Below are 14,851 nucleotides of genomic sequence, written 5' to 3'. Positions count from 1 at the left end.
GGGCAGTTCACCGAGCCGGGCAGGTCCGATGCGGAGCTGACCCGGCTCATCACCGAGTTCGGTCGCGACGAGCGCGACGTGCCCGAGCTGACCTGGCCGGTCGCTTTCGAGGCGCAGGCGCGCCGCGCTCCGGACGCGATCGCGCTGGTGTGTGAGGACGACCGCCTCACCTATCGCGAGCTGAACGCCGCCGCGAACCGCCTGGCCCGGTTGCTCCGGCAGCGCGGTGTCGGAGCGGAGGACGTGGTCGGTGTCGCGCTGCCGCGCACCCCCTTGCTGGTGATCGCGTTACTCGGGGTGATGAAGGCGGGCGCGGCGTACCTGCCGCTCGACCTGGACCATCCCGAAGACCGCCTCGCCTACATGCTCGCCGACTCCGGTGCCGGGCAGGTCCTGTCCACAGTGGATCTTGCCGGGGAACTGCCTGCCGGGGCCGAGCCGATCCTGCTCGACGATCCGGCGCTGGGCCTCGAAACACTCTCCGACGCCGATGTGGACAGTCCACATGAGCTGGACAGGGCGGCGTACGTCATCTACACCTCCGGCTCCACCGGCCTGCCCAAGGGCGTGGTGCTCTCCCACGACGGCATCGGCAGCCTGATCGTCACGGCCACCGACCGCCTCGGCATCGGCCCGGACAGCCGCGTGGTGCAGTTCGCGTCGGTCGGGTTCGACGTGACCGTCTGGGATCTGGTGATGTCGCTGTGCGTGGGCGGCCGGGTGGTCCTGGTTCCGTCGCACCGCCGCGTTCCCGGTCCGGAGCTGACCGACTACATCGCGGAAAACGGCGCCACGCACATGATCCTGCCGCCTTCGCTGGTGGCCGCGCTGCCGCCGGAGTGCGAACTGCCCGAAGGCGCGGTGCTCGTCGTCGGCACCGAAACCGTGCCGCCCGAACTGATCGCGCGCTGGTCGCGGCGCCTTCGTGTGGTCGCGGCGTACGGCCTGACCGAAGCCACGGTGAACTCCACTCTCTGGCTCGCCGAACCGGACCGGTCCGGCCCGGTGCCGATCGGCAGGCCGGACCCGAACACCCGCTGCTACATCCTGGACGACCACCTGCGCCCGGTGCCGGTCGGCGTCGAGGGCGAGCTTTACGTTGCCGGGCGCGGACTCGCGCGCGGTTACGCCGGACGCCCCGGCCTCACCGCCGAACGGTTCGTCGCCGATCTGTTCGGCGGCCCCGGCGACCGCATGTACCGCACGGGCGATCGGGCCCGCTGGCGCGCCGACGGCAACATCGACTTCCTGGGCCGCGCCGACCACCAGGTCAAGATCCGCGGACACCGCATCGAACCCGGCGAGATCGAGTCCGTGCTGTCCGAGCACGAGTCCGTCGGCCGGGTGGCCGTGGTGCCCCGCGAGGTGAAGCCAGGCGACCGGCGCCTCGTCGCCTACGTCGTGCCGGAAAAGAGCGAGCAGAACGAGGAAACCGAGCTGGCGCAGGTGAGCCAGTGGAAGGGCCTGCACGAACTGCTCTACTCTGTCGAGGACGACGAAGGCTTCAGCGGCTGGAACAGCACCTACGATGGGGAAGCGCTGCCGCTGGAGGACATGCGGTCGTGGCGTGAGGCCACAGTGGACAGAATCCGCGACCTTCGGCCGAAGCGCGTGTTGGAGATCGGTGTCGGAAGTGGACTGATCCTGTCGCAGGTCGCACCGGACTGCGAAAAGTACTGGGGCCTCGATCTGTCCGAAGAGGTCATTTCCGTGCTCGGGCAGCGTTTGACCGGTGAACTCGCGGAGAAGGTCGAACTCCGCGCCCAGCCCGCCCACGACTTCTCCGGTCTGCCTTCGGGTTTCTTCGACACCGTGGTGATCAACTCGGTGGCGCAGTACTTCCCGAGCGCCGGGTACCTGGCCGACGTGGTGCGCCAGGCGGTGGGTTTGCTCGCCCCTGGCGGCTCCGTTTTCCTCGGTGACATCCGGAACCTGCGGACTTTGCGTGCGTTGCGTGCGGCCGTCGAGGTGGAACGGCACGGTGAGCAGGCCTCCCGCGTCGCGGTCGACGCGGCCGTGGCCTGGGAAGGCGAACTCCTTCTCGATCCCGACTTCTTCCCCGCGCTGGCCGCTGAACTCGGCGGTGCCGCCGACGTGCGTCTCAAGCGCGCGACCTACGACAACGAACTGAGCCGGCACCGCTACGACGTCGTGCTGAGCGTGACGCCTCAAGAAGATCTCAAGTCTACAGTGGAATGCCACTGGCCTGGTCTCGAAGCGCTGCGCGAGCGTTTGTCCGCGGAGAAGCCGGAAAGTCTTCGCGTTACAGGCGTGCCGAACGCTCGTTTGGCGCCGGATCTTGCTGCCCTGCAAGCAGTCGATGGTGGCGATGAGCCGATTACCGGTGTCGACCCTGAGGCCGTAGCCGCGCTGGCCGCGGAAGCCGGTTACGAGATCGCGCTGACCTGGTCCGGTGACGCCCTGAACGGTGAGTTCGACGCCGTGCTGACCGCGCCCGGCACGCAGCCAGGTCCTGTTTACCGCCCGGCGAGCGGCGAATTCCGCGAGTTGGCCGCGTATGCCAACACTCCCGCGACTTTCCGCGACGCGGGCGTATTGATGAAGGCTCTGCGCGGCTACGTCGAGGACAGGCTGCCCGCGTACATGGTGCCATCGGCGTTCGTGGCACTGGAAAGCCTGCCGATCATGACCAACGGCAAGCTCGACCGCGCCGCGCTCCCGATGCCCGACTTCGGTGCGCTGAGCACCGGCCGCGCGCCGCGCACCCCGCGTGAGCACCTGCTGTGCGAACTTTACGCGGAGGTGCTCGGCCTCGAAACGGTGGGCATCGAGGACGACTTCTTCATGCTCGGCGGCGACAGCATCACCTCGATCCGGTTGGTGCTCGGTGCTTCCCGGCTCGGCCTGGAGGTCACGCCCCGGCAGGTTTTCAGCCACCGCACGGTCGAAAAGCTCGCGGGTGTGGCGGTCGCGAAAACCGGCGAGGCCGTGCCGGAACCGGAGATCGCGCCGATCGAGCTGGACCAGGACGAGCTGGCCGGGTTCGATGAGGTCGAGGAAGTCCTGCCGGTAACTCCGTTGCAGGAAGGGTTCTTCTTCCACGCGCGGTTCGACCCGGACGCCGGCGACATCTACACCATCCAGGAAATCTTCGACCTCGACGGCCCGGTCGACGCCGACGCGCTGCGCCGCGCCACGCAGGACCTGCTCGATCGGCACGGCTCGCTGCGTTCCGGTTTCCGGCAGCGAGAAGATGGCCAAGTTGTGCAGCTCGTCGCCGCGAACGCCGAACTTCCTTGGCGTGAAGTGGATTCCGACGACGAACTCGCCGAGGACCGGACGACACCATTCGATCTCGAACGCCCGCCGCTCCTGCGCGCGACGCTGATCCGAGGTGAACGCACGAGGCTCGCGATCACGTTCCACCACATCATCGCGGACGGCTGGTCCGTGGTGGTGATGGTTCGCGAACTGCTCGCCCGGTACGCGACGCCCGCCGAGCTGCCGCCGGTCAGTTCCCGGCGCGCTTACCTCGCCGCGCTCGCCGGCCGCGATCACGAAGCCGCCCGCGAAGCCTGGCGACTCGCGCTGTCCGGAGTGGACGAACCGACGCAACTGGTGCCCGCCGTGCGCGAAGGCGACCGCAGGCAGTCGGAAAAGGTGCACCTACAGCTGAGCGAGCGCACCACCAGCCGCCTGGTGAGTAAGACCCGCGAGCGCGGACTGACCGTGGGCACTGTGCTGCACGGCGCCTGGGGCCTGCTGCTCGGGCAGCTCACCGGCCGTGACGATCTGGTGTTCGGCAGCACGGTTTCGGGCCGCGGCGCCGAAGTCGAGGGCATCGAGTCCGCGGTGGGGCTGTTCATCAACACCGTGCCGCTGCGGTTCCGGTACGCGCCTGGCGACACCCTCGCCGAAACGCTGACCAGGCTGCAACGGGAGCAAGCCGCGTTGCTGGACCACCAGCACCTCGGCCTGTCCGAGCTGCAGCGGATGACCGGTGCGCAGGGCGAACTGTTCGACACGCTCGTTGTCGTCGAGAACTATCCGCAGGCCGGTGCCGCCGGCGGCACGCTGCGAGTGTCCGATGTGGAGATCGTCGACGCCGTGCACTACCCGGTCGCGCTCATCGTCGCGCCGGGACAGCGGCTCGAGTTCAGCCTGAAGTACGACGCCGCACGCCTCGCTCCCGAGCAGGCGCAAACGCTTGCGGCCCGCTTTGTCCGGGTACTGGAGGCCGTCGCCGCCGATCCGGACCAGCTGGTCGCCAGGGTCTTGCTGTTGTCGGAAGACGAACGCGCGCGCATCGACGCACGGCACGCGACCATGCGGGAGATCCCGGAAAAGACGCTGGTGCAAGCGTTTGCGGACCAGGTTTCGCGGACGCCGGACGCCACCGCCGTGATCGCCGAGGACGCCGAACTGTCCTATGCGGAACTCGACCGGCGTGCGGAGTCGCTGGCGAACCGGCTGCGTGCTCGTGGCGCCGGTCCCGAGCAGGTCGTGGCGGTCGCCGTGCCGCGATCCGCCGAGCTGATGGTCGCGTTGCTGGGCGTGCTCAAGTCCGGCGCCGCGTACCTGCCGGTCGATCCGGACTACCCGGCCGAGCGCATCTCGTTCATGCTGGAAGATTCCGGTGCGCGCCTGGTTGTCACCACGGGTGAGCAGGTCGGCGAGATCGAACCGGTGCCGGTCGACGGTCCGGACGTCGCGCCGGTCGATGGTGTGCCAGCCGGGCCGGACAACCCGGCGTACCTGATCTACACCTCCGGCTCCACGGGTCGTCCCAAGGGCGTGCTCGTCACCCACCGCGCGATCGTCAACCGGCTCACGTGGATGCAGTACGAATACGGTTTGACCAGCGACGATCGGGTGCTGCAGAAGACCCCCTCGAGCTTCGACGTGTCGGTGTGGGAGTTCTTCTGGCCGCTGTGCGAGGGCGCCGCCGTGGTGTTCGCCCGGCCGGACGGCCATCGCGATCCGGCCTATCTCGCGGAGCTGGTCCGCACGCGGGGCGTCACCACGATGCACTTCGTGCCGTCGATGCTGGCGGCTTTCCTCGCCGCCGACGAGGTGACCGCCGATCCGAGCTGGGCGGTGAGCCTGCGCCGCGTGTTCGCCAGCGGTGAGGCGCTGCCCGGTGCCGCCGCGTTCCGCTGGGACGCGCTGACCAGCGTGCCGCTGCACAACCTGTACGGTCCGACCGAAGCGGCGGTCGACGTCACCTACCAGCCGTTCGACGGCGCCTCGGACACCACTGTCCCCATTGGACGTCCGGTGTGGAACACGCGGCTGTACGTGCTCGACTCGGCGTTGCGGCCCGTGCCGGACAGTGTGCCGGGGGAGCTGTACCTCGCCGGTGTCCAGTTGGCGCGGGGTTACCACGCGCGTCCCGATCTGACGGCGAGCCGGTTCGTCGCGGACCCGTTCGGTGAGCCCGGTGCGCGGATGTACCGCACCGGCGACCTGGTTTCGCGGCGGGACAACGGGGTGATCGACTACCTGGGCCGCACCGACCGGCAGGTGAAGATCCGCGGCAACCGGATCGAACTGGGCGAGATCGAGGCGGCGCTGGTCGCCCGGCCCGACATCACCAGGGCGGCGGTGATCGCCAAGGACGGCAGGCTGGTCGCCTACCTGGTGGGCTCGGCCGCCCCGGACGCGTTACCCGCCGAACTGGCGGAAATGCTGCCCGCGCCGATGATCCCGAGCGCGTTCGTGGCGCTCGACGAGTTGCCTCTGACGCCGAGTGGGAAGCTCGACACCGCCGCACTTCCCGCCCCAGAACAGCGCGGCACCAGCAAGAGGGCGCCGGAAACGGCCCGCGAACGGCTGCTCACCGAGGTGTTCGCCGACGTGCTCGGCCTGGCCGAAGTGGGCGCCGACGACGACTTCTTCCTGCTCGGCGGGGACAGCATCTCGTCGATCAGCGTGTCCAGCCGGGCACGCGCGGCCGGTCTGGCGCTCAGTCCGAGCGACGTGTTCACGCGGCGCACCCCGGCCGCGCTGGCCGCGCACGCCACCGTGGCCGACGGGTCCACTGTGGATCACGAGGTCGAGCTGCTCTCGCTGACCGAGCTGGAAATGGCGCGGGTTCGGCGTACCAGCCCAGGCCCGGTGGCCGAGGTCTGGCCGTTGTCCCCGTTGCAGGAAGGCCTGTTCTTCCATTCGGCCTACGACAGCTCCGGCATCGACGTCTACACCGTGCAGGAAGCGATCGACTTCGACCGGCGCATCGATCTCGACCGCCTGCGAGCCGCCTGCGCCACCTTGCTGGCCCGGCACGCCAGCCTGCGCGCCGGGTTCACCAGCGAAGGTCTCTCCGGGCCAGTGCAGTTCGTGCTCGCCGGCGCCGAGCCGCCGGTGTCCGAAGTGGACCTTTCCGGCCTGTCCGAGGACGAGGAAGCCGAACGCCTGGCCGCGTTGATGGCCGAGGACCGCGTCAAGCGGTTCGACCTCAGCGCCCCGCCGCTGTTTCGCGTGCTGCTTGTCCGGCTCGGCGACGGCCGCGACCGCGTGGTACTGCACCGCCACTTCCTGCTGTGGGACGGCTGGTCGGCCTGGTTGTTCATCGAGCAACTGCTGGGTTTGTACGACTCGCTGGACACCGCACTGCCCACGCCCGGGTCCTATCGCGACTACCTGGCGTGGTTGGAAAACCAGGACATCGAGGAGGCCGCCGCGGCCTGGCGGCAAGCCTTGGCCGGGCTCGAAGAGCCGACCTTGATCGGCCCGGCGGAGCGCCCGCGCGACCCAGCGACGCCGACGAATCTGGACGCGCAGTTCACCGCCGACGAGACCGATCGGCTGCGCGAACAGGCGCGGCTGCACGGCGTGACGATGAACAGCGTGCTGAATGCCGCGTGGGCTTTGGTACTCGCCGAGGTGCTGGGCCGGGACGACGTGGTTTTCGGTGCGGCCGTGGCCGGTCGGCCGACCGGGGTGCCGGACATCGAGTCGATCGTCGGCCTGTTCCTGAACACCGTGCCGGTGCGCGTCACGCTGGATCCGGCCGAGCGGGTCGCGGACCTGCTCCGGCGGCTCCAGAGCGAACGGATGGCGCTCAACCCGTACGAGTTCATGAGTCTGGGTGTGGTGCAGGCGGAATCCGGACACCGCCAGCTCTTCGACAGCCTTTTTGCGCTGCGCAACACCGATGGCGAGGAACGCTTCGATGCACTGCGCTCCCGGCACGGGGTGACCGCGCTGGCCAACTTCGACGCCACCCACTACCCGCTCACGCTGGTGCTCACGCCCGGCGAGCGGATGCGGGTGACACTGTCCTATCGCGACGATGTACTCGAAGCGGCGACCGCGACCGCGTTGCTCGACAGGTTCACCGCGCTGGTCAGGGAAATGATCGGCGACCTGTCCGCGCGGGTCGGGACGCTCGGCGCGCCCACCGCGGAGCGACGGCGGGAACTCGAGGCGTCCTGGTCCGGCAAGCGACACGAACTGCCGCGCGACACCGTGGCCGATTTCCTGGAATCGCAAGCCTTGCGCACGCCGGACGCGACCGCGCTGGTCTTCGGCGACGAGGTCCTGTCGTACGCCGAGCTGGACACCAGGATCAACCGGATGGCACGGCTGCTGCTCGCGCACGGTGCCGGTCCGGAGCGCGTGGTGGCGCTCGGGCTGCCGCGGTCGATCGACATGGTGGTGGCCCTGTTCGCGGTGCTGCGCACCGGCGCCGCCTACCTGCCGCTGGAACTGGACTACCCGGCCGACCGGCTCGCGTTGATGCTGGAGGACGCCTCGCCGTGGTGCGTGGTCACCACTTCCGGCGTGCGAGCCACGCGACTCGCCACCGGTGAAGCCCGGGATTGGCTGGTCCTCGACGAAATCGACCAGTCCGCGTACCCGGGCCACGCACTGTCCGATGTGGAGCGCCCTGGATTCGAGCGGGATCGCGCGGACCGCATGGAGCACCCGGCGTACGTCATCTACACCTCGGGTTCGACCGGCAGGCCGAAGGGTGTGGTCACCCCGTACCGCGGGCTGACCAACATGCAGCTGAACCACCAGGAGGCCATCTTCGGCCCGGCGGTGGCCAGTGCCGGCGGACGACGGCTGCGGATCGCGCACACCGTTTCGTTCGGTTTCGACATGTCGTGGGAAGAACTGCTCTGGCTCGTCGAGGGCCACGAGGTGCACATCTGCGACGAGGAACTGCGCCGCGACGCCGAAGCCTTGGTGTCCTATTGCGACACTCACCGCATCGACGTCGTCAACGTCACGCCCACCTACGCACACCTGCTGTTCGAGCAGGGGCTGCTGGAGCGGGGCGAGGGCAGGTACCGGCCGGTGCTGGTGCTGCTGGGTGGCGAGGCCGTGTCCGAGCAGGTGTGGTCGCGGCTGCTCGAAACCGAGGACACCTACGGGTACAACCTGTATGGCCCGACCGAGTACACGATCAACACGCTCGGTGGCGGCACCACCGACAGCAACACACCGACGGTCGGCGGGCCGATCTGGAACACCGATGCGTACATCCTCGATCCGTGGCTGCGGCCCGTGCCGGACGGTGTGGCCGGTGAGCTGTACATCAGCGGTGCCGGGCTCGCGCGCGGTTACCTCGGACGCCCGGCGCTGACCGCGGAGCGGTTCGTCGCGGACCCGTTCGGCGCTGTCGGCGGCCGGATGTATCGGACCGGCGACCTGGTCCGCCGCCGCCCGGACGGCATCATCGACTTCCTGGGCCGCACCGACGACCAGGTCAAGGTCCGGGGTTACCGCGTCGAGCTGGGCGAGATCGAATCCGTGCTCACGGGATTCGACGAGGTGGCGCACGCGGCGGTGATCGCGCGCCCCGACCCGTCGGCGCCGGGGCTCAAGCGCCTGGTCGGCTACGTCGTCCCGGCGCAGCCGACCGCTGAGGCGCGGGCCGACGCCTACTCCGACAGGTACAGCGAGATCCCGGTCTTCGAGGAGGACCGGGACTCCAGCGACGACGGCCGGTCGATCCCGCCGGAGCAGCTGCGTGAGTGGCGCCAGGCCACCGTCGCCAGGATCGCCGGGCTGCGGCCGCGTCGCGTGCTGGAGATCGGGGTCGGCACCGGACTGCTGCTCGGGCAGCTCGCGCCGCGGGCCGAGGAGTACTGGGGCACCGACTTCGCGGCGCCGGTGATCGAGAAGCTGCGCTTGGAGCTGGCGGCCGACCCGGACCTGGCCGCGAGGGTGCACCTGCGCTGCCAACCGGCGCACGAGCTGGACGGTCTGCCCGCCGGTCGGTTCGACACGATCGTGATCAACTCGGTCGTCCAGTACTTCCCGAGCGCGGACTACCTGACCCGCGTGCTCACCGGTGCGCTCGACCTGCTCGCGCCCGGGGGCGCTTTGTTCGTCGGTGACGTGCGGAACTTGCGGCTGAGCGCCGCGACGGAGAAGGAACTGTTGCTCGACCCCGACTACTTCGCCACGCTCGAGGACCAAGCCCCCGGCGTACGAGCCGAGATCCGGACCAAGCGCGCTCGGCACCACAACGAACTGAGCCGGTACCGGTACGACGTGGTCCTGAGGCGGGAGCCTGCCTCGACGGTGGACCTGTCGGGGGTGCCGCGGGAACCGTGGCGCGATGTCACGTGGCTGCGGGAGCGACTGCGCGAGGGCACCGATGCCTTCCGTGGACTGCACGAGGGCCCCGATGCTGTCCGCGTCGGCCCGATCCCGGACGCGCGCCTCGAAGCCGGCGCGGTCGAGCAGGAGGACGTGCACGAGCTGGGCACCTCGCTCGGCTATCAAGTGCACACCACCTGGTCGGAGGGCGGTTTCGAGGCGGTCTTCACCTTGCGGCCCGGCCCGACCAGCGGGCTGTACCGGCCCAGCGGTGCCGCCGAGCTTGCCAACGACCCGTCCGCCGCACGCGACACCGGGGCGCTCGTCGCGAAACTGCGTGCCGACCTGAAGCAGAGCCTGCCCGACTACATGGTGCCGTCGGCGCTGGTCGTGCTCGACGAACTTCCGCTCACCGACAACGGCAAGCTCGACATCAAAGCCCTCCCGGAGGCGGACCCGGCCGTGCGGCTCACCGAGTCGCGAGCGCCGGAGACCCACGCCGAGGAGGTGCTGTGCGCACTCTTCGCCGAGGTCCTCGGCCTGCCCGAGGTCGGCGTCGAACACAACTTCTTCGACCTCGGCGGGCATTCGCTCCTGGCCACCCGGCTGATCAGCCGGGCGCGCACCGACCTCGGAGCGGAGCTGGCCATCCGCGATCTGTTCGAAGCACCGACCCCCGCCGACCTGGCCCTGCGCACCGGCGCCACCTCGGAGCGGCCGGCGATCGAGCCCGCCGAGCGTCCTGCTCTGGTGCCGCTGTCCTCGGCTCAGCAGCGGCTCTGGCTGCTGGACCGCATGGGCGGCGGCGCTGGCTACAACTTCCCGCTGGTGATCCGGCTGACCGGCGCGCTCGATGTGGACGCCCTCCGCCTCGCGCTTCGCGACGTCATGCAGCGGCACGAGGTGCTGCGCACGGTGTTCCCCGAGCAGGACGGCGAGCCACACCAGTTGGTCCTGGAGGATCCCGAGCCGCAGTTCGTGGTGCGCGACGTGGCCGAGGTGCCGGACGTCGACGAGCTGGTCCGGCGCCCGTTCGACCTCGGTACTCAGGTGCCGATCCGGGTCGACGTGCTGCGCCTCGGTGCCGAGGACCACGTGGTGGCGATCCTGCTGCACCACATCGCCACCGACGAATGGTCGGACCGGCCCTTCCTCACCGACCTGGCGACCGCCTACCGAGCGCGGCTCGACGGCGCGGCCCCGGACTGGGCGCCGCTGCCCGTGCAGTACGCGGACTACACGCTCTGGCAGCACGCGCTCCTGAGCGGACCTTCCGGTGAGCGGCAGGCCGAGTTCTGGGCGCGGACCCTGCGTGACCTTCCCGAGGAAATCGCCCTGCCCGCGGACCGGCCGCGCCCAGCCCGGCCCACGGGCCGCGGTGGCAAGCTGCGCGTCGAGGTGCCGGACCGGATCGCCCGTCCGTTGCGGGAGCTGGCCGCCGAGTCGGGCGCGAGCATGTTCATGCTGGCGCACGCCGCGGTCGCCACCTTGCTGCACCGGCTCGGCGCGGGCACCGACATCCCGCTCGGCGCCCCGATCGCCGGCCGCAACGACTCCGCGCTGGAGGACCTGGTCGGCTTCTTCGTGAACACGCTCGTCCTGCGGGCCGACCTCAGCGGCGACCCCGCCTTCGACGAGGTGCTGTCGAGGGTGCGGGAGGCGTCGTTCGCCGCGTTCGAGCACCAGGACCTGCCGTTCGAGCGGGTCGTCGAGACGGTGAACCCGGAGCGCGTGACCGGGCGCAACCCGCTGTTCCAGGTGATGGTGGCCTACCACCACCGCCCCGGCGGTGAGCCCGACGTGCTGGGCCTGCCCACGGAATGGCTCGACGCCGACACCGGCGTTTCGCAGTTCGACCTCGGTTTTGTGGTGATCGATCGGCCGGATGCGGGGGAGCTGACCCTGCAGCTGAATTACTCGGCCGAGCGGTTCGACGCGAGCACCGCCTCGGCCATGGCCGACCGTCTGGTCCGCCTCCTCGACCAGGTCGGCAGTGAACCTCGCCTGCCGATCGGCTCGCTGGAGGTGCTGACCACCGCCGAACGCGACCAGGTGCTGCGCGAGTTCAACGCCACCGACCGGGACGTGCCCGCCGAGACACTGACCGAGCTGTTCACCGGCCGGGTGCGGACCGCGCCGGACGCGATCGCCGTGGTGGACCGCGCGCGTTCGACGACCTACCGGCAGCTCGACGAACAGGCGGACCGCATCGCGCGGCTGCTCGCCGAGCACGGCACCGGGCCGGAGGACGTGGTCGGCGTCGCGGTGCCGAAGTCGATCGAGATGGTGGCGACCGTGCTCGCCGTGCTCAAGCTCGGCGCCGCGTACCTGCCGTTGGACCTCGCGCACCCGAGCGACCGAATCGCGTACATGCTCGCCGACTCCGGTGCTCAGCTCGTGGTCGCGACCCAAGCTGACCAGCTCCCCGAGGTCGACGGTGTGCAGCGCCTCGACCTCGACACCGCAGCCTTGCCGCCGACGCCGACTCCGGCACCAGGGCTGGGCGCAGGCCCGGCCAAGCTCGACTCCGCCTGCTACGTCATCTACACCTCGGGCTCCACCGGCAGGCCCAAGGGCGTAGTGGTCCCGCACGAGGGCATCGCCAGCCTGGCCGCGACCGCCATCGACCGTATGGGGCTGACCGCGGACAGCCGCGTGCTGCAGTTCGCGTCGGTCGGGTTCGACGTCGCCGCCTTCGAGCTGACCATGGCCCTGTGCGTGGGCGGTCGCCTGGTCATCGCGCCCGACGAGGTGCGCGTCGCGGGCCCCGCACTCACCGACTTCCTGCGTGAACGGCGGATCACGCACATGATCCTGCCGCCCTCGCTGGTCTCGGCCCTGCCACCGGACTGCGACCTGCCGGACGGCTCGACGATCCTGGTCGGCACCGAAGTGGTGCCCCCGGACGTGATCGAGCGCTGGGCACACCGGCTCAACCTGCTGGTCGCCTACGGCCTCACCGAGGCGACGGTCAACTCCACGCTATGGCGCGCCGAGCACGGCCAGGCCGGCGCGGTGCCCATCGGGGTGCCCGACCCGAACACCACGGCCTACGTGCTCGACGAGCACCTGCGCCCCGTACCGCCGGGAGTCGCCGGCGAGCTGTACATCGCCGGTCGCGGCCTTGCCCGCGGTTACCTCGGTCGCCCCGCGCTGTCGGCCGAGCGGTTCGTCGCCTGCCCGTTCGGCGCGCCCGGCTCGCGGATGTATCGCACCGGCGACCGCGCGCGCTGGCGTGCGGACGGCAACATCGACTTCCTCGGCCGAGTCGACGACCAGGTGAAAATCCGCGGCTTCCGGATCGAACCCGGCGAGGTCGCCGCCGCGCTCACCCGGCACCCGTCGATCGGCCAGGCCGCGGTGACCGTCGACCGGACCGGCGACGTCGCCAGGCTGGTCGGCTACCTGGTCCCGACCGCGACCGCGACCGCGACCGTCGACCAACGCGGCCTGCGCGCCCACCTGGCGGACCTGCTGCCGGAGTACATGATCCCCTCACTGCTGATCGAACTCGACGGCCCGCTGCCGCTCACCCCGAACGGCAAGCTGGACCGTCGCGCGCTGCCCGCCCCGGACTTCTCGGTGCTGGCGGGCGACGACCAGCCCGTCACCGCGGACCAGGAAGCGGTCGCCGCCCTGGTCGCCGAGGTGCTCGGCCTGCCGCGGGTCGGCCTTCATGACAACTTCTTCGCCTTGGGCGGCCACTCCATGGCGTCCATGCGACTGATCGCCCGCATCCGCGCGGAGCTCGGCTCGCAACTGCGCATCCGCGACGTCTTCGACGCGCCCACCGTGGCCGGCCTCGCCGACCTGCTGGCGAGCGCGGGTGAGGGTGCGAGCGCGGGTGCCGCCCGGCGCCCGGACCTGCACGCGCAACCGCGACCCGAGCGCGTCCCCTTGGCTCCGGCCCAGCGCCAACGCTGGACCGAGTACCGCGCCGCCGGGCCGCGACCGGGGTATGACATCGCGCTCGCCATGCGCTCGCCAGGCTTCGACGAAGCCCCCCTCGACGCGGCGCTGCGCGACGTCTTCACCCGGCACGAACCGCTGTCGACCGTCTTCGAGGAGGTCGACGGCGAAGTCTGGCAGCGACTCCGCGACCCGGGCCGCGTACTCGAGACCGCGCACGGCGACCTCGAGTCCCTCGTGCTCGAAGGCGGAGACCTGACCGCCGAGCCACCCGCCCGCTTCCGCCTCGTCCCGTTGGATTCCGGCGAGCAGGCGCTCCTGTTCACCGCTTACTACGTCGGCGTCGACGAATGGTCGGTCGTGCCACTGCTGCGCGACCTCGACACCGCCTACGCCGCACGCCTGGCCGGGCGCGCCCCGGAGTTCGCGCCCCTGCCGGTCGGCTACGCGGACTACAGCCGATGGGCACACGAGCAGGACGGCAAGCACCTCGGCTACTGGCGCCAGGTGCTGCGCGGTCTCCCCGCCGAGCTGGCCTTGCCGTCAGACCGCCCGCGCCCCGCCGAACCGAGCCGCCGTGGAGACTTCGTCGAGTTCACCATCGAGCCGGAGTTGCACGTCGCGATCGACGCGCTCGCCCAGCAGACCGGCACGAGCATGTTCATGGTCCTGCAGGCGGCACTGGCCACCTTGCTCACCAAGCTCGGCGCCGGAACCGACCTGCCCATCGGCGCACTGGTCGCCGGACGTGAGGACGACCGCCTCGCGGACCTGGTCGGCTGCTTCTTCAACACCGTAGTGCTCCGCACCGACACCAGCGGCGAACCCAGCTTCACCGAGCTGCTCTCGCGAGTGCGCGAAACCGACCTGAGCGCCTTCGAGCACCAGGACGCCGCGTTCGCCGACGTGCTGGCCGAAGTGCCTGGCTGGCGCGGACCGCAGGTGATGCTCGTGCATCACGAGGCCATCGCCGCGCTGGAGCTGAGCGGGCAGAGCGCGCGTTACGAGTCCGTCCGCCTCGGCACCACCAACGCCGACCTGACGCTCAGCTTCTTCGAAGCCCCCGGCGAAGTCTCCTGCTACCTGAGCTACGCCACGGATCTGTTCGACGCCGACACCGCCGCGCAACTCGCCGCATCGCTGCTCGAAGTGCTGGCCGAGGCCGCGGCTTCCCCGGAAACCCCTGTTAAGGAGAACAACCGATGAGCAACCCCTTCGACAACCCCGACGGCACGTTCTCCGTGCTGGTCAACGAGGAGCAGCAGCACAGCCTGTGGCCGGAGTTCGCCGAGGTGCCGGCCGGCTGGACGGTCGCCTTCGGACCTGCCCCGCGCCAGGAGTGCCTGGACTACGTCGAGACCAACTGGACCGACCTGCGCCCAGCTTCCCTGCGCTGACCTCGACAGCTGGCCGGGACACTTGGCCT

General features: G+C 70.2%; 1 protein-coding gene and 1 pseudogene. Both read left to right on the top strand.

The genetic code is table 11. The features are described 5' to 3' along the window. Window positions 1–30 precede the first annotated feature (30 nt). Window positions 31–14,631 (top strand): annotated as a pseudogene (locus tag YIM_RS49505) (amino acid adenylation domain-containing protein); the annotation flags it as partial. After that, window positions 14,628–14,822, top strand: coding sequence for an MbtH family protein (locus tag YIM_RS40045; protein WP_153035317.1), 195 nt, complete (start codon window positions 14,628–14,630; stop codon window positions 14,820–14,822). The pseudogene YIM_RS49505 and the gene YIM_RS40045, both read left to right, overlap by 4 nt. Window positions 14,823–14,851 lie beyond the last annotated feature (29 nt).

The organism is Amycolatopsis sp. YIM 10 (genome assembly GCF_009429145.1).
In the GTDB taxonomy this organism is placed as follows: Bacteria; Actinomycetota; Actinomycetes; order Mycobacteriales; family Pseudonocardiaceae; genus Amycolatopsis.
This window is presented reverse-complemented; position numbering and strand designations above follow the sequence as displayed.